The organism is Streptomyces sp. NPDC020983, from assembly GCF_044333485.1.
GTDB lineage: Bacteria > Actinomycetota > Actinomycetes > Streptomycetales > Streptomycetaceae > Actinacidiphila.
The window spans coordinates 91311-108349 of record NZ_JBIRRA010000005.1 but is presented as its reverse complement, the minus strand read 5'-3'; the positions used below and the strand labels follow the sequence as shown (position 1 = coordinate 108349).

The following is a 17039-nucleotide window of genomic DNA, read 5'->3' as shown; positions in this document are numbered from 1 at the left end:
AACGCAAGGAGGAAGAAGCAGACTTGGGTTGGAGCTGCTTCGGCGCGAGTCATTATGGTTCCGTAAACGTTCGGCGCGCGTCGGGCCTCTGCGGACCGGCCTGCTGCAAATAAGAGGTTAGGGCCGTGATCTGAGAGGCTCGCGTCATGGGGGCTAGATCGTCTTGCAGTGAACACGGACCCGCTTCCTGTGGGTATTAAATTGCTCACAGGTCGGGGCTTGGGCACGAGGTGGGCTGGGGAGGCCACCTACTGACACTGGCCATAAGAAGGTTTCTATTTGAATGCCGTCATATACACGCTCGCCCACTCCCGCTTCGGGTTGGCGATCGTCGCGTCGAAGGGCCACGGCTCGATGTGGGTGAAGCCGGCCTCCGTGAAGAGCTGGGTCAGCTTCTCCGCGTCGTAGGCCCAGTAGTGGGGGTTGTAGGTGGGGTCGTCGTCCTGGTCGCGGAAGACGTAGTTGATCAGGTCGAGGTAGGTGGTGATGTCTGCGCGGCACGTGCGGCTGGCGTACCAGCGGTCGATCATCTCGACTGCCTCAGCCAGTGGGGCCGGGTAGGGGGTCAGGACGTGAGCGGCGTCGGGGACGCCGGTGATCACCTGGCCGCCGGGGGCCAGGACGCGGTGGGCCTCGCGGGCGAAGTGCTTGGCCGAGCGCGGGTAGTCGATGTGCTCCAGGAAGTGCTCGGAGAAGAGGACCTGGGCGGTGGCGTCCTGGAGGGGGATGCCTTCGCGGACGTCCCAGAGGAGGTCGGCCGGCGGGACGGCGTCGATGTTGAAGAAGCCGTCGATGCGGTGGGCGCCGCCGCCGATCTGGACGTGGGTGGGGGTGTCGTCGATGCGGCCGTTCGGCGAGGCCCTCTGGCTGGCGTGGTGGTGACGGGCGAGGTTGATCTCCTTGGCTGTGGCGCGGAGAGTGCGGGCCAGGCCGTGGGGGGTGGACGGGTCCGCCAGCAGGGCGGTGACGTGATCGGCGAAGGTGTCGAGCTGAGGGCGGCTCGCCTCGGAAATGGGCATGGCGGGGCTCCGTACGTGAGGGGTGCGGGAGGTGGAGCGGGGCGCGCGGTCGCAGGCCGCAGGGGTCGTTCGGGGGGGACCTCAGGCCGGAGTCGGGGTCGTCGAGGGCTCGGCCCATTTGTTGTTGCGCATGAGCGTGTACTTGATGTCGACCAGCCGCGGCGCGATCGTCAGGTTCAGCTCCTCGGCGCGGTGGAGGAGGCCGGAGGCGTCGCGCTCGGCTCGCCACACGCGGTACTTCAGGTCGGGGTAGGCGGGGTTGATGCCCACCTCGCCCTTCGGGAAGGTGCCGTTGAAGGGGACCACGATGTCCATGTGGTTCCAGTAGTTCCAGGCCTGAAGCGCCTTGTGCTGGTCGTAGTAGAAGTAGAAGTCGGGGTAGCGGCCGAAGGTGCGCAGTTCGCGGTGGATGAGGTGGCCGAGGAGCGGGCCCAGCTCCTTGGTGAGGCTGTCGAACTCCCACCGCCGGTGGTGCCAGGCCGAGGGCGTCTGGCCCGGGGTGAAGAGCCGGGACGCTACGAGGTGGCTGATCCGCTCCACGAGGTACGTGCGCGTGTGTTCCGGGTCGACGGTGGTGTCGATGCGGGTGAGGAGCACGTCCAGCTCCGCGGGCGACGGGCGGAACTTCGCGAGGTCGAAGCGGCCGGCCATGTGCGGGAAGGTCGCGAAGAGCATCTCCTTGTAGAGCCAGTTGTTGAACTCGCCGGCCGCGGCCCGCTCGCGGGTGGGCGTGCTCGTCGAGTGCAGCATCAGGTACTCCGCCAGCGACTCGAAGTAGAGGTAGCCGAGGATGGGCAGGCGGGGGATGGCCTCGTCCAGCAGGCGCAGGAAGGGCTCGGGCCGCACGCGGGTGCCCTCGAAGGCGACGCTGGCGGCGAGGGCGAGGAAGGCCGTGGAGTTCTTGGCGCGGCTGACGACGGTCTCCCGCAGGCGGTGGCGCTCGGCCTTGGAGAGCAGGTATTCGAGCCGGCTGTGGATCTGGAGGTGGATCGACCCGAGGCGCAGGTAGTCGATCCCCGCCAGGCCCCGGTAGGCCTGGGCGGGGAGGGTCACCTCGAAGATGAGGGGAGTCGGCCTGTGCCCGGCCAGGTTCATCCGGGCGACGAAGGCCGGCGCCTCCTTGTCGAGCACGTACGCGCCCAGGTTGTGCATGCGGAACCCGCTGCCCGTCGCGGTGAGCGGCGTGCAGTAGATCGCTCCGACGAGGCAGCCGCCGGAGGGGTAGAGAACACCGTGCTCGGTGATCTGTTCCAGTGCGTGGGTGACGTGCAGCAGGTGCAGGGTGTCGCCGCTGCCGAGGGAGTCGAAGAGGGCGTTGCCGCGCAGCAGCGCACCGTTGGGGGTGCCCTGAGAGAGGCGGACCTCCCACGCCCGGCTCTGCTCGTCGAGCGGGTCGGCCGACCGGCGATCCGGCGGGCCGGGTATGAGCGCGGTGTCGAAGAAGGCATGCGCGTCGGCCCACTCCTCGTAGGTGTCGAGGAAGTCCATCAGGACAGCAGCCCCTTCTGGCGTAAGGCCTCGTGCACGGACTCCCCGCCACCGCGCCCGTCGAGGTGCGCGTTCTCTGACCGCAGCACCAGGTCGAAAGCCGTCGCCCGGAAGCGGTCGAAGGCGCTCACGCGGACGTGGGCCGTGTCGGGCCACCAGTTGACCTTCGGCAGCCGGTAACGGTCGAGGGCGTCCGCTGCCTTGACCAGGTCGCAGAGCTGCCGCGCCTGGTCGTAGGCCGTGTGTTCATCCGCGGTGAAGGAGCTGTACGGCACGTCGTGCAGCCCCACGGCGACGGCTGCCCGGTGCGTACGGCCCGCTGACGGGACGAGTCCGAAGTGCCGCCAGACCATGTCCGCGTTCTGGACCAGCCAGGCGGCGGCACGGGCACCGTGACCCCGGTCGTCCTGGTCGTGGACCCGGCGGCAGTCGTGTACCGCCGCGGCCACGACGAGGTCGCCGGTGTCGGCCGCGTCCAGCCCGGCCGCCCGCGCCAGCAGTGCCGCGAGGGCGGCCGTACGCAGCGCGTGCCGGACGCCGTGCAGGGAGTCGGCGACGCGGCCCTCAAGCCACCACTCGGCCGGGACCGCGGCCCGGTGAAGGAGCCGCCGCGTCGCCTCCGGCAAGGGCGCCAGCGGGATTTCCCGCAGGTCCGGCCGGTTCGCGGCGATCCATCGCACCGTGGCGCGGTCCATGTGCTGGTGCCGCGGAAGCTGCTTTCGAGCGGCCAGTTCGACCAGGCTCTCCGCCTGCGGCGTCGTGTCCGTCACGTCGTCCCCCCTCTGTACGGCGGCGGATCAGCGGGCGGCGGCGGCCGGCTGAGCGGCGGACTTTCGCTCGCGCTCCGCCGCCTCGAACGCCGCGGTGAAGTCGGCGAGCTCCTGCTCGCTCATCAGCGGTACGTCCAGTTCCTCGGCCACCGCCCAGATGCGTGCCTCGGCCTCCTCGTGCTCCGCCTCCGTCGGCCGGTCGCCGAGCAGGATCTCGAACTCGGCGTGGTGCCCCCACGCCTCGCTCCACTTCACGGCGATCTCGACGCCGCGGAAACGGAAGTTGTGGCGGCGGTTGAACGCCTCGTGCCTGACGCCGTCGAAGCCGAGCTGGTCGAAGATCCGCACCGCCGCCGCGACGTCCTGCCGGACGATCTGGACCTCCGTCTCGGGGAAGGCGGAGCCCTGGCCGATCCTGCTGTCCTTCAGCGTGATCTTCGCCGTGCCCGCAGCGGTGTTGTCGGTGACCTTCAGGAGCTTGTCGGGCAGCACGTAGAAGTGGATGAGCTTGTCGTCGCAGCCCAGGTCCTCGCCCTCGGCTCCGAGGCGGGAGAGGAGCCGGTCGTGCGCCGCCTCGTCGAAGCGGGCGCGCATCTCGATCTCGATGGCCACGGTCTCGTTCCTTTCGGGAGTGGGGTGCTGACCGGAACAGGCGAAGTGATCCTCGGCTGTTCCGGGAAGGGTGGGGCCCCGGGGCTGCCGGTCTCGCGGCGAGCAGCACGGGACGGAGGGCGGCAGGCAGCCGCCGCAGTAAGTCAGACGAGCTGTCCGAAGCGGTCGCGGACGACGCCTTCGTGCAGGTAGCCGGGGAGCAGTACCCCGCCCACCGACACGCGGCTGGTGGCGACCTGCTCCTCGCTCTCGCCGGGGAATCTGTCAAGCAGATGCAGGCATTGCGCGACCCAGCCGCGGGAGTTGTCCCACTCGCCGGCCTCGCGCGTCCGCACCGCGAGCGCGTACGCCGTCTCCGCCGCGGCCCAGCGGTCCGTCGCCAGCTCCCGCCGGAAGCTCGTCTCCAGCTCGGAGACGGAGGCGGCGCGGGTCGGGTCGGTCATCGTGCTCTCTCTCGTCGGTGGTGGTGATCGGCGGGCACACCCGGTCGGGCTCAGTACGTGAAGGTCTCGGTGAGCGTGCGGTAGTCGTGGAGTTCGCCCTCGTCGAACCACAGGTCGACCTCGTGAGCCGCCTCCTCCTTGTTGCCGGAGGCGTGCACGAGGTTCGCGACCGCTTTGCCGGTGGCCGCGCTCGCGCTCCGGCTGTAGTGGGAGAGGTCGCCGCGGATCGTCCCGGCCGCCGCCTCGTCGGGGTACGTGCTCCCGACGATCTTGCGGACGGTCGCCACGGCGTCGAAGCCTTCCAGGACCATCGCGATCACGGGCCCCTGCCGCATGAAGGTGGCGGTGAGGTCGTAGACCTCGGAGCCGAGGCGCTCTTCCAGGTCGAAGTAGTGCCGCCGGGCGAGGTCGGCGTCCATCTGCCGCATCTTCACGCCGATGATCTTGAGGGCCGCGTCCTCGAACCGGGTGATGATCTTCCCGGCGACACCGCGGACGACGGCGTCGGGCTTGAGGAGAACGAGCGTGCGCTCCACCGTCGGTACCTGGCCCTGCGGCATGATCTCCCTTTCGATCTCCAGGCGGAGGGGTGTGACGAGCAGCCATCTCCGCGTTTCGCCGAGAAGAAGCCGCCCGCGCGGCGGGGCGAGCCCGTGCATGCGACTTCCGGCGCGTGATTGACCCGTCCGGTCGGATCACGTGCCGTCGAGTACCTGCCCGGCCCGGCGCTCGGAGCGTCCGGCGAGGGGCTGCTCCGATGGCAGCGGAGCCATCCTGACCGTGTCCGCGGCGCCTTTCGAGGACTTCCACAGGTCGCCGGGAGGACTTTCGGACGCCGCGGGTTCCCGTTTCCGGCTGAGAGGAACATTGAGGGTCCTCCGGCGGGGCGTGGCGGTTACGCTGCCTCGCATGATTCGCGCAGTGGTGTTCGACGTCGGTGAGTGCCTGGTCGACGAGACCAGGGAGTACGGCACGTGGGCGGACTGGCTGGGCGTGCCCCGGCACACCTTCGCCGCGGTGTTCGGCGCCGTCATCGCGCAGGGGCGGGATTACCGCGAGACCTTCCAGGTCTTCCGGCCCGGCTTCGACCTCACCGCGGAGCGCGAGCGCCGGGCGCAGGCCGGGAAGCCCGAGTGGTTCGGTGAGGACGACCTGTACCCGGACGTACGGCCCGCCTTGTCGGCCCTGCGCGAGGCTGGGTTGTGGGTGGGCATCGCCGGCAACCAGACGGTGCGCGCCGGCGGCCTCCTCCGCGGGCTCGACCTGCCCGCCGATCTCATCGCGACCAGCGACGACTGGGGCGCGTCGAAGCCGGACATCGCCTTCTTCGAGCACGTCATCGAGGCGGCGCCGGCCGCCCCGGGCGAGATCCTCTACGTCGGCGACCGGCTGGACAACGACATCCGCCCGGCAGCGCGGGCCGGGATGCTGACCGCGCTCATCCGCCGCGGGCCGTGGGGGACCATCCAGCAGAACGATCCCGACGCGGCGGCGGTCGCGACCGTACGGATCGACTCCCTCGCCGAGCTGCCGGACGTCGTCGCCAAGCTCAACGCTGAAGGGCGCTGACGGTCGTCCCCCAGGCGTAGAGGCGGTCGTCGAGGTCGCGCACGCAGTCCTCGTTCTGCCACTTGGCCAGTGCGCGGCGGACTTCCCGTACCCGCTCCATGCCGGTGGCATACCAGGTCAGAGCGAGCTGCTCCAGGGCGCGGGCCGCGTAGGCGCAGGCAGCCTGCGGGTCGTTCGCCGCCGCCTCGACAGCGGCCAGATCGCCCAGCAGGACGCTGCGCTGCTTCTCGGCCTCGGGGAGCAGGTCGTCGAGCGCGGCGCTGAGGGTGGCTCGGGCCTGGGGGAGGTGGCCCGCCTTCAGCTGGACGTTGCCCTTGAAAGCGGCCAGCCGGGCGGGGCTGAACCAGTCCATCCAGGGCGGCGTGACGTGCTCGGAGCCGGTGGCGAGGATGTCCTCGGCGTGGTTGACGAAGTTGAGGGCGGCCCGGGTGTCCCCGCAGCGGGTCGCGCACTCGGCCTCCACCGCGTCCAGCCACGCCAGGAACTCCGCCGACACGGGGCCGCGGCGCGCGTACGTCCGTGCCGCTATCATCCGCTCGGTGGCGCCGTCGCGGTCTCCGGCCCAGCCCGGGATGAAGGCGGTGTGCGCCAGGATCGCCGCGCCGAGCAGCGGGTCGTCCGCCTCGCCCGCTGCTTGCAGCGCCCGCAGGAGCGTCTCGCCTGCGCGGTCGGGCCGGCGCAGGTCGAAGAACTCGATGCGGCCGGCCAGGAGATACGACTCGGCCAGTGCGGCGGCGAGGGTGCGCCGGGCGGGCTCGGCGAGAGCCGGGAGCAGCGCGCAGCCCAGGCGGGCGTGTTCGAGGATGGCGGGATGCAGGTCGGCGGGCGCGACCGACCAGTACAGATGCCGATGGGCTCGCGTCACGGCCTCGAAGTCGCGGCCGACGCTGGCGGGCTGCGTCGTGGCGACGACCTGGTTCGGGACGTTGGCCAGCCGGGCGGTCGCCGCCGGAGCACGCCGCGGGGTGCCGGTGGACTCCCCGCCCGTCTCCCACGGCGGAGTGAACCCCAGCTCCTCCATGGACTGCCCGAGCAGATGCGTGAGGACGCGGTGGACGTCGGGCTGAGGCCACGGGGGATTCGCCGACTCCCACCGCCTGACCTGCCGGACGCCGACGGCCAGTCCCCGTATTCCGAACCGGGGCGCCGCGGCGGTGACGGCGTCCGCCAACGCCTGCTGCGAGTTGTAACCGGCTGCGACTCGTGCGGACTTCAGCCGGGTGTTTCCTGCGGGACGCGACATTGTTGCCTCCGGAGGTAGCGCTCGTCCGTGAGCCTGCCAGGGGTGTCCCCCTTGCGGCACGACTTCACGCGCAATCAGTCATCTGAGCCCTCTCCGCGACCTGTTGGCGTCCCCTCTGAGTCCTCGAAACAGCCCTTGGGAGTGGCCATCATTGCTGCTCCACTGCCCCCAACGGCAAGGAGCCGTTGCCATGTCCGTCGACGCTCTCCGAGGACCCGCGACCGAGACCATCGCCGGCTACCGGATCCACGCCGCCGGACACGCATGGGACGCCGTCCGCGTGGACGCCCCCTTGGCCCGGAAGGCCCTGCTCGCCCTCGGCGACCGCAGCGGCGCTGTCATCGAGGACTCCCGCGAGCCCGCCCTCTACTGGTTCGTCACCCCGGGAGCCACGGCCGACTGGGACGTCCCGGGAACCCGTTCCCTGGGCCTGGACCAGCACTTGGTCGTCCCCGCCCCGTGCCGCAGGGGCGGCCCCGGCCCGTGGTGGCGCATCCAGCCGAAGGAGGGTGCGCTGCTGACGGACGCGGGTGCGCTGCTTCGGGCTTTACGGATGGCGGCGAGGTGTAGTGGTAGTGGCGGCGAGGGGGGGGAGGGACGTGACCGGCTGATTGTGGGCATCGGTGGAGCCATACGTGCCGATCGGCAGACCCTGGTGGGCCGATGAGGACGCCCGCCGAGCCGGACGACCAGGGTGGCGGCAACAAGTTGCGAACCTTCCCGGGCTGATGAGGACCCGCGTTCAACCGGCACGCCCGCGAGCTCGTGAAGATGTTCCGAACCCTCCGGGCTGATGAAAACTACCTCGACTACTCGCCTCGTGGCGGTTGCCAGGCTGTTGCGAGCCCCCCCCAGGGGCTGATTAGGACGGTAGACCCGGTGCCAGCGGAAGGACCACCGGACGGGTTGCGAGCCCTCTCGGGTTGATGAGGACCGACTACGGGCCGCAGGTCGCCACCAGCATCCACATGGTGTGAACTCTCCCGGGCTGATGAGGACCGGAACGGTCCGTGCTGCGGCGCGCGCTGGTGCTGTGATTGCGAACCCTCCCGGGCTGATGAGGACGGGGATCAGGTCCCCGCCCAGGCGCGCGTTGACCTGTTGCGAACTCTTCCGAGCTGATGAGGACTCCAGATGAGGCGCCTGACCGCCTCCCAGATCGCGGGTTGCGAGTTCTCCCGGGCTGATGAGGACCTGGACGGTGCGCTGTCTGCGGCGTCGGGTGGCGGGTTGCGAACCCTCCCGGGCTGATGAGGACCCCCGACGTGGCCCGCTGCCACCTGTACGGGGGCACGTTGCGAGCCCTCCCGGGCTGATGAGGACCCCGCACCGGCCTCGACTGGCGCACTGTCCAGCGCATATTGCGAGCCCCCCCGGCCTGATGAGGACCGACACGGTCGTCCTGCGCGTCCTCGACCCGCAGTAGTTGCGAGCCCTCCCAAACTGATGAGGACGGCACGGCTCGGCCGCTGCGCAGTCGACGGCGTCGCGTTGCAAGCCCTCCCGGGCTGATGAGGACCTGGCAGGCCGCGCTCGCGGTGCAGCTCGGGGTGACGTTGCAAGCCCTCTGGGGCTGATGAGGACCGGGAGGAGGTAGACGCGGCCCGTACCGCCGAGCTGCCGTTGCGAGCCCTCCCGGGCTGATGAGGACCGCTGTCGGTCGGCGAGCTGGTCGCCACGGTGGACCTGTTGCGAGCCCTCCCGGGCTGATGAGGACGGCCGCCCCGGAGCCGACCGGCCAGTGGGGGCCGGCGTTGCGAGCCCTCCCGGGCTGATGAGGACGCTGGTACAGCCGTACCGCCGACACCTCACCGGCCAGGTTGCGAGTCCTCCCGGGCTGATGAGGAGGTACGCGAGCACGGTCCGGATTAACGGCGTGACCTGATTGCGAGCCCTCCCGGGCTGATGAGGACCTCGCACCAGCCGTAGGCGTCCTGTGGCTCGGCCTGTTGCGAACCCTTCCGGGCTGATGAGGACCCGGCCGCGCAGCCGTCCCCGGGAGATCGTGGTCTCGGGTTGCGAACCCTCTCGGGCTGATGAGGACGCGTCGTCGGCGTCTCCAACACCAACACCCTGCACGCGTTGCGAACCCTCCCGGGCTGATGAGGACGCTCGCCCGGCGCATCGTCGTACGCACGACCGGCGTGTTGCGAGCCCTCCCGGGCTGATGAGGACCTGCGGGCCTAGCAGCCCCTCGAACACCCAGACCCCCACGTTGCGAGCCCTCCCGGGCTGATGAGGACCTGATGAGGACCCCGGCACGTCCACTACCTGGTGCGGGCGCTGTAGTTGCGAGCCCTTCCGGGCTGATGAGGACCCACTGCCCGCCGGACAGGTCCCGGCCTCCCCACTGGTTGCGAGCCCTCCCGGGCTGATGAGGACCGGAGTCGAACCAGGCGCCACACTCGGCGCACTGCCAGTTGCGAACCCTCCCGGGCTGATGAGGACGGGAGTCCGGCGTCGGCGAGCGCGGCCAGCAGCGCCGGTTGCGAACCCTCCCGGGCTGATGAGGACTCTGGTCCAGGATCACCAGGTCCAGCGGTGCCTCGTGTTGCGAACCCTCCCGGGCTGATGAGGACTGGGCCGGCGCCATCGTCCACCAGACGAAGCGCATGTTGCGAACCCTCCCGGGCTGATGAGGACTCCGGGTCTCGATGCGCCCGTGGTCGCGTTCCTTCGGTTGCGAACCCTCCCGGGCTGATGAGGACCCGAGGGTAAAGGCGCAGGTCAGTACCTGTCCACGAGGCCACACGCGGAGCGATTCTGCAGCGGCTCGGCGGTAATGCATCACTGCAGGTCAGAGCGTTTTGGGGTGGCCGCACCGTGTGCCTCAGCCTAGTGGTCGTCAGTGCAAGGGAGCTGTGGTCGGGGTCGGTTGTCAGTGGGAGCGGCTAGCTTGCCGTCTTCGACGTGACTCCCGGCTGCGCCGCTACATCCCTCCTGGGATGCATAGCATAAATAGGGAGTCATCATGATCTTTCATATGAAAATGCCCTCTAGGGGCATTCCCAATGCTAGGTTGCTCGCCATGGATGTCGCCTTAACCCCGTTCGTCGGGCACGGCCGGGAGCACAACGGCAGGTGGCCATGCGTTTGAGAGTTGATGTCGCGTCGGACGCGAAGTCCCTCGCCTGGGATGACCTGCACGGCCCCGCCCGCGGCGTGGTTTACGGTCTGCTCCGTGAGCACGACCCCGTGCTCGCCCAGTCGTTGCACGACGACGGATGGCGCGGACAGCCGATGAAGCCGGTCGGTGTGGCGTGCCCGCGGTTTCGGGGGGCGCGGCGGAAGAAGGGGGTCTACACGACCTCGCCTGAGGGGTCGGTGTGGTTCGCCTCGCCCGTTCCGGAGATCGCCTCGGCGCTGGTGGCCGCGTTGGCTCGGCGGACGGAGATCGAGTGGGGTGCCGTCAAGCTGCGGGTGCGCGGCTTCACCGTCGACATCGGGGACGGGATCGCGGCTGACGGGCCCGTGGAGGTGGCCACCGCGACGCCGGTCGTGGTCCGGCATGACGGGCAGGACCTCCTGCCCGGTGACGACTTCTACCTGGAGCGCGTGACGCACAACCTCGCACACAAGGCGGACGTGCTCGGCCTGCCTGCTCCGCGCGGGCTCCGGGTGTTGGAGTCCGGGCCGCGACGGCGGTTCGCGGTGCGGGGGGCGCCCAGGATCGGGGCTCGGGTCCGGCTCGCGATGGAGGCCGACGCCCGGTTCGTGGACGCCCTGCGCTCATGGGGTGTCGGGCTGGACACGATCCAGGGGTTCGGGTGGGTGGAGTGACGGCGGCTTCGGCGCTGGTCGCCACGAGCCATCCGCTGCAACGAGCCGGTGCCTGGGCGACGGCGGTCATGGCAGGGCGGGGCCGGCCGGCGGACGTGACGGCCGACGACCTCGACGCGGTGGCGTCGCGTCTCGTGGACGACATCTGCGAGGCGGCGACCGCTCCGAAGGACAAGCCGGCCTACGACTGGTGGAAGGTCCTGTTCGCGCTGTATCCGAACTCGAAGGCCACGCACAGCAAGCGTCCTTCGGATCGGGACGTGCTGCGTCCGGACATCGAGAATCTCTTCGCCCCCGACGCATCGGAGGCGCCCTGCCACCCGTGCACCTTCTGCGGCGCGGACGCCGGCGCGGTGTGGGCGAAGTCCAACCTGCCGCTGTTCGACACGAGCAAGGCGCTCAACACCCTGCCGCCCGGCGTTCGCGGCTGGCCGGTGTGCCGCGGCTGCCGGATCGCGATGTGGGCTCTGCCCTACGGCTCGTGGGTCACCGCTGGCTCGGCGACCGTGCTGTCGTGTGAGAAGGACATGGCGGAGCTGGAGTTCGCCCGCCGCAACGTCCAGCGGGCCCGGCGCATCATGCATGCGGGGTTCAGCGGTCTCGCGGCCGGCGCGCGCGCCGAGCTGGTCGCGGTCACCGCTCTGCGCGACGCGGCAGCTTCGGAGCTGTGCGCCACGACGCTGTGGGCGTTCAAGAACGACAACCAGGAGCCGTGGCTGCGGGTTACCCGCACCCGCCGCGCCGTCTCCGTCTTCCTTGCGACGGTCGACGGTAACGCCTCGCTGCGGCGCGGCTGGAATGTGCTGCGGCGCGCGCTCACGCGGTACGACGCCGAGGGCGGCGTCACCGCGGGCGGGGCGGGGGAGGCCGCGCGGCTGCTGTTCGAGGCCGAGGACGGCCGGAGCCGGTCCCTGCTGCTGCAACTGCACTACCTGCTGCGGGAGACGGACGACTCCTGGCACCTCGGCGACCGGGACGCCCTGACCCGACTCGCCTACACCTACGCCGAAGAGGTCTACGGAATGACAACAGACCTGGAGCCCGTGGCCGTCCTACTCGCCGAGTGGATCGCTCGGGGCAGCAGCCCGCGCGGGCGGCTTGCCGAGTACAAGAAGGCCGCCCTGAGCGACTACAACCTCGGGCAGCTCCTGATGCAGGCGTCCGTGCGCCTGCAGATGGACGACACCGGTACGCCCGTGGCCGGGCCCGAATACTGGGCGCCGCTGATCGGGCGTCGCCCCCGGGCGTGGGAGCAGCGGATGCTGCTCTTCGCGCGGGTGCTGGTACTCCTCCAGCAGCGTGGTGTCGCGGTCGGTGCGAAGGTGGCCGACCCCGAACAGGAGAGGCAGATCGAGGCCGAACTGGATAGGCCGCCCTTCGACGAGAACCACGACCAGGACTTCGAGGCAAGCGACTACAGCATGGGACCGGCGTAATGAGCTATCTGGCAGGAACCGTTGTCCTCGCTGTCCAGGCGGGCGCCCCCAACAACGGCAAGAGTGAGGACACCACCGCGCGGGTGAAGTACGCCCAGGTGCGGGGGCGCAGGCATCCGTACGTCTCCGCGCAGGCGGTACGCCGCTGGATCCGGGACGGCATGGTCGAACTCGGTTCCGTGCCCTCCCCGGTGACCAGGGTCGGCAAGGCGCAGGGCAAGGCTCAGAAGGCCAACACCGAGGCCGATCCCGTCAGGTTCGCCGACGACGACCTGTTCGGCTACATGCGGGCTGGCGCCAAGCGGGACGACTCGGCGACGACGTTGCGCGACAGCCCGTTCCTGCTCGGAACGCTGATGTCCGTCGAACCGGTCTACCCGGCGGTGGACTTCGGGGTGATGTCGCGTGGGGTGACCGAACCGGTCCTGCACGGGCACGAGTTCTACACCGCGGACCTTGCGGCGCCGTTCCTACTGGACCTACCGCGGATCGGTACGTTCACGCTGCCCGACGCCGGCGGGGTGGGACGCCCCAACTATCTTTCCGAGGAGGAGGCGCTCCAGGTGGCGGAGGCCACGGCCCTCGGCGCGAGCACGCTGCGCTTCCGGGGCCAGCCGGCCGTGCGGCTCCCGCTGAAGGAGCGCGCCCGGCGGGCCGCGTTGCTTCTGGAGGCAATGGCCCACCTCAGCGGCGGTGCCAAGCAGGCGCTGCACTACGGCGACCGGGTGCCGTCACTGCTGGTCCTCGTGCCGTTCAAGGGCGGTACCAACCCGCTGGCCAACGTCATCGACAGCGACATGGACACCGGCGTGCGGCTGCGCGGCGACGTCCTGCGCCAGGAGCTGGAGGCGTGGCAGGGGGAGTGGGAGACGCCGGTCCGCATCGGGTGGCGCCCTGGCTTCCGCGACCAGGCCCGCGAGGACTTCGAGAAGCAGTGCGCCAAGGAGATCGCCGACGGCACCATCGTGATCGGCCACCCCCGGACCGTGCTGCTGAAGCTGGCGGAGGAGTTGCGTGACGGCGCGCTCAACGCCTGGTTCGACGATCCCGTACGGCACGCGGTCCGGTGATCCCGTCCCAGCGGACATCGCCCGCACCCGTCCCGGCCTGGCGCGCGGAGTTCTACGCGCCGGTGGCGTCCTTCCGTGACCCGCTCTTCCCTGGTCTCACCCGCGGGCTGCCCGCGCCGCCGCCGTCGACCGTGCGCGGTCTGCTGGCCGCGGCGACCGGGGAGCCGCAGGAGCCGGTCGTCCTGGGGATGGCCGCCTGGTCCGAGGGCGGCGGCGTCGACACCGAGACGTACCACCCCATCTCGGCCGACGGCACCAACCCGTCCTCGGGCGGCCGGGTACGCGCGGGCAAAGGCGGGATGACGATCAGGGACCGCCCCTTCCTCGTCGGCGTGCACCTGACTGTGTGGCTTCCCGAGCCGGACGGGGAGCGCATCGCCCGCGCGCTTCGCCGCCCGCGCTGGCCGCTGCGTCTGGGCCGCTCGCAGGACGTCGTCCACCTGAAAGAGCTGGACCGGGTGGACCTGGAGTCGGCCACGGCCGCGGTCGTGGACCATGCCCTCGCGCCGCAGGACGGGCACGGGGTGGGTACGGCGTTTTCGTACCGCATGGCGAGCCGCGTGTCCCTCGACCGGCTGACGACGTCGTGGTCGGACTACCTGTGGTGCGACGAACCCACCGGCGAGCGTCCGGTGTTCGGCGCTCTCCGTGACCCGGACGGAGGCCGGGCCGTATGGCTGCTGGCCCCCTGACACCGGGCGCACAGCACCGCAGCCTCGCCGACCTGCGTGCCAAGTCCCGCCCGGTCCAGGATCCGGAGCGGCTGACCACGCACCTGCGGGCGGTGCACGACGCCGTGGCGCAGATCGAGGCGCGCATCGCCGCTCCCGGGCCGATCGGGACGTATCCCGGCTTCTGGGCGGCCGTACGCCGTGCGGCGCTCCTGCACGACGCGGGCAAGATCGCCGAGGGGTTCCAGCGGCAGGTCGAGACCGGCGGGACGGTGTGGGGCGAGCGGCACGAAGTCCTCTCGCTCGCCTACGTCGACCTGCTCGCGCCGGTCGCGGGATGGAGCGCCACCGAACGGCTGCTGATCGCCACCCTGGTCGCGTCCCACCACCGCGCGCTGCACGCAGCGTCCTCGCTCGGCGGCGGGAAGCCGGCGCTGTCGCGCGTGTACAACGAACGGACGCGGTGGGACGAGGCATTCGGCGCCACGCCCGGACCGGGCGGCACCGTGGTGCAGGTACCCCGCTACCTGCACCAGCAGCTCCTCGCGTGGCTCACCGGCTTCCTCGCGATCGACCCACTACCGGCCAGTCGCGAGGACCCGCCGCTGGCGCACCGCGCCAACTGGACCCTCACCGACATCCTCGACGCCTGGCGCGGCCCGGTGAAGCCCCACGCGGGACTGCTGGCCGTCCTCGCGCAAGGAGCCCTCACCCTCGCCGATCACGCAGGCTCCGCCCACGAGGCATTGCAGACGCACATGCCGCTGCTGCCCGACTACCTCGACCGGCTCCCGTACCCCGCCCACAGGCACCAGCGCGAGGCGGGATCGACGCTCGGCCACCTCGTCCTCGTCGCGCCCACCGGCAGCGGCAAGACCGAAGCCGGCCTCGCGTGGGCGGCCAGGCAGACCACCACCATGCCCGGCCAGCCCCGCGTCGTGTGGACCCTGCCTTACCGCGCCTCGCTCAGCGCCATCCGTCGCCGCTTCGAGAAGGGACTCGCCCCCGCGCCCGGCGAGCGCACGGCCGACATCGGCCTACTCCACGGTGCGGTGGCACGCACCCTCCTCTACCAGGCCGTCGAGGAGGACTGCGGTGCGGAAACCCCCGCGCGTGCTCCGGACAGGAGCGATGCCGTCAAGGCGAAGGTCCGTGCCAACGCCATGCGCCTGTTCACCGAGCGGGTACGCGTCGCCACGCCGCACCAGCTCCTCAGCGGCGCCATCGCAGGGCCCTCGCACTCCTCCGTGCTGCTGGAGCAGGCCAACTGCCTGTTCGTGATGGACGAGCTGCACGCCTACGAGCCGGAGATCCTGGGACGGGTCTGCGCCGCCGCCCGGTTGTGGGAGCAGCTCGGCAGCCGCTTCGCCGTGCTGTCCGCCACGCTCGCACCGCAGCTGCTCACCCTGATCGACGAGAGCGTCGAGCAGCACGTCACCCTTCACAAGGCGCCGCCCGGCACCGCACCAGTCAGGCACAGGCTTGTCCTCGACGACCGTCCGATCGGTGACCCCGACAGTGTCGGGAGGTTGGGGGACTGGCTCGACGAGGGCCACAGCGTGCTCGCCGTCGTCAACACCGTCGACGCCGCACAGAAGCTGTTCGCCGCACTCGCCGATCAGGCCCGCGATGCCCGCCCCGGCGACCCGCACGCCGCGCTGCTGCTCCACTCGCGCTTCAAGAATCGCGACCGGGACGCCATCGAGCGCCAACTGCTGCGCCGGCACCCCGAGCGGCGGGAAGGCGATCCGGAGTCCCGCGGCGGACTGGTCGTGGCCACGCAGGCGGTCGAGGTCTCCCTGACGCTGGACTTCGACCGCGGTGCGGTGCAAAACGCGCCGGTCGAGGCTGTTGCCCAGCGGGCCGGACGAGTCAATCGGCGGGGACTCCATCCGCAGGGCCCGGTGGAATTCCGCGTCCACCGTGGGTCCGGTTTCCGCCCGTACGAGCAGGGTGCCGTCGAGGCCGCCTGGTCCGCGCTGAGTGCACTCGTCGCGGAAGGCGCCGACACCCTCGGCGAGCAGGACATCGACCGGCTGCTGGCCCTCGCGTACGACACCGAGTGGGGGGAGAAGTGGCTCAAGCGGGCTCGCGACGCACGGGACGCCTTCGCGGCGGAGTTCCTGACCTTCACCGACCCCTTCCACGACCGAAGCGAGTACGCCAAGGCGCTCAGCGAACGCTTCGACACCGCCGAGGTGCTGCTCCGTGACGACCTCGTCGAATACCGCCGGCTCGTGTCCGCCCGGCACGGTGACCCCCTCCTCGCCTCCGGGCTGCTCATCCCGCTGCGATACGGCCAGCTCAAGCTCTACGACGCCGAATTCGACCGGCACCTGGGGATGTTCCTCATTGAGGGCGCCTACGACCCGGTGCTCGGCCTGCGCCCACCGCCCGAGCCGGAGACCATCCTGTGAACGCGATGCCGCTCGACCCCGCCGAGGACGACCAGTCGCTCGGCGGCGTCCACATCAAGTACCTGCACCACTGCCCGCGCCAGCTCTGGCTGTACATGCGCGGCTACCGCCCCGAGGCCCGCAGCGACCTTGTCGCCTTCGGTGAGGTCGTGGACGAGACCACCTTCACCCGCCGCCGCGACATCGACCTCGGCGAAGCCCGCATCGACTGGGTGACCACCGGGGCGATCGTCCACGAGACGAAGTCCTCTCGCACCCCGTCGGCTGCCCACGACGCCCAGGTCCGCCACTACTGCCTGCTTCTGGAGCGCCGCGGCATCAACGTCCGCGGCGGCATCGTCCACTACCCGCTGATTCGCCGTACTACGGACGTTCCGTGGGACGACGAGGCACGCGACCTCGCCGAGGCCGCGGAAGAAGAAGCACGCGCTGTCATCATCGCCGACGCCCCGCCGGACCGCCTCGCCCGGGGGAAGTGCCGCGGGTGCTCGTACACCGACTACTGCTGGGGAGACTGACCC

15 protein-coding genes are annotated in these 17039 nt (G+C 70.6%); 8 read left to right on the top strand and 7 right to left on the bottom strand.

Annotated elements, in window-relative coordinates; translation table 11 throughout:
- Nucleotides 1-275: 275 nt before the first annotated feature.
- From ACH4SE_RS12325 to ACH4SE_RS12300, 6 genes are all read right to left on the bottom strand, one after another.
- Nucleotides 276-1019 carry a class I SAM-dependent methyltransferase gene (locus ACH4SE_RS12325; protein ID WP_398543286.1) on the bottom strand — a complete coding sequence of 248 codons (744 nt, stop codon included), beginning with the start codon at nt 1017-1019 and terminating at the stop codon, nt 276-278.
- An 81-nt stretch (nt 1020-1100) separates the two neighbouring features.
- Nucleotides 1101-2507, bottom strand: a complete 1407-nt coding sequence (locus ACH4SE_RS12320; protein ID WP_398543285.1) for a hypothetical protein — start codon at nt 2505-2507, stop codon at nt 1101-1103.
- A complete protein-coding gene (locus ACH4SE_RS12315; protein WP_398543284.1) occupies nt 2507-3277 on the bottom strand; it encodes a hypothetical protein in 771 nt (256 codons plus the stop codon). Before ACH4SE_RS12315 ends, ACH4SE_RS12320 begins: the two co-directional genes overlap by 1 nt.
- A gap of 27 nt (nt 3278-3304) precedes the next feature.
- Nucleotides 3305-3889 (bottom strand): hypothetical protein, encoded by a 585-nt coding sequence (locus ACH4SE_RS12310; protein WP_398543283.1) that lies wholly within the window; start codon nt 3887-3889, stop codon nt 3305-3307.
- A gap of 143 nt (nt 3890-4032) precedes the next feature.
- Nucleotides 4033-4332 (bottom strand): hypothetical protein, encoded by a 300-nt coding sequence (locus tag ACH4SE_RS12305; RefSeq protein WP_398543282.1) that lies wholly within the window; start codon nt 4330-4332, stop codon nt 4033-4035.
- A 50-nt stretch (nt 4333-4382) separates the two neighbouring features.
- Complete coding sequence (locus ACH4SE_RS12300) at nt 4383-4892, bottom strand: nucleoside-diphosphate kinase (protein ID WP_398543281.1); 510 nt, start codon at nt 4890-4892, stop codon at nt 4383-4385.
- Nucleotides 4893-5241: 349 nt separating this feature from the next.
- Between ACH4SE_RS12300 and ACH4SE_RS12295 the strand changes: the two genes are divergently transcribed.
- Nucleotides 5242-5901 (top strand): HAD family hydrolase, encoded by a 660-nt coding sequence (locus tag ACH4SE_RS12295; protein WP_398543280.1) that lies wholly within the window; start codon nt 5242-5244, stop codon nt 5899-5901.
- Here the strand turns inward: ACH4SE_RS12295 and ACH4SE_RS12290 are convergent.
- On the bottom strand, nt 5882-7144 hold the full coding sequence (locus ACH4SE_RS12290) for a transcriptional regulator (protein WP_398543279.1): 1263 nt from the start codon (nt 7142-7144) through the stop codon (nt 5882-5884). The genes ACH4SE_RS12295 and ACH4SE_RS12290 overlap by 20 nt on opposite strands.
- Before the next feature lie 190 nt (nt 7145-7334).
- On the opposite strand from ACH4SE_RS12290, the gene ACH4SE_RS12285 reads away from it, so the two are divergent.
- From ACH4SE_RS12285 to ACH4SE_RS12255, 7 genes are all read left to right on the top strand, one after another.
- Nucleotides 7335-7811, top strand: a complete 477-nt coding sequence (locus tag ACH4SE_RS12285) for a hypothetical protein (protein ID WP_398543278.1) — start codon at nt 7335-7337, stop codon at nt 7809-7811.
- 2420 nt (nt 7812-10231) lie between these two features.
- On the top strand, nt 10232-10924 hold the full coding sequence (gene cas6, locus ACH4SE_RS12280; protein WP_398543277.1) for a CRISPR-associated endoribonuclease Cas6: 693 nt from the start codon (nt 10232-10234) through the stop codon (nt 10922-10924).
- Nucleotides 10921-12360 carry a hypothetical protein gene (locus tag ACH4SE_RS12275; RefSeq protein WP_398543276.1) on the top strand — a complete coding sequence of 480 codons (1440 nt, stop codon included), beginning with the start codon at nt 10921-10923 and terminating at the stop codon, nt 12358-12360. Before cas6 ends, ACH4SE_RS12275 begins: the two co-directional genes overlap by 4 nt.
- Nucleotides 12360-13430, top strand: coding sequence for a type I-B CRISPR-associated protein Cas7/Cst2/DevR (gene cas7i, locus ACH4SE_RS12270; RefSeq protein ID WP_398543275.1), 1071 nt, complete (start codon nt 12360-12362; stop codon nt 13428-13430). The genes ACH4SE_RS12275 and cas7i overlap by 1 nt, the downstream gene beginning before the upstream one ends.
- Nucleotides 13427-14122, top strand: a complete 696-nt coding sequence (cas5, locus tag ACH4SE_RS12265; RefSeq protein ID WP_398543274.1) for a CRISPR-associated protein Cas5 — start codon at nt 13427-13429, stop codon at nt 14120-14122. Before cas7i ends, cas5 begins: the two co-directional genes overlap by 4 nt.
- Nucleotides 14104-16518, top strand: a complete 2415-nt coding sequence (gene cas3 / locus ACH4SE_RS12260) for a CRISPR-associated helicase Cas3' (RefSeq protein WP_398543273.1) — start codon at nt 14104-14106, stop codon at nt 16516-16518. The genes cas5 and cas3 overlap by 19 nt, the downstream gene beginning before the upstream one ends.
- 5 nt (nt 16519-16523) lie before the next feature.
- The gene (locus ACH4SE_RS12255; RefSeq protein WP_398543664.1) at nt 16524-17036 is read left to right on the top strand and encodes a CRISPR-associated protein Cas4; all 513 of its coding nucleotides are present in this window, start codon (nt 16524-16526) and stop codon (nt 17034-17036) included.
- Nucleotides 17037-17039: the final 3 nt, after the last annotated feature.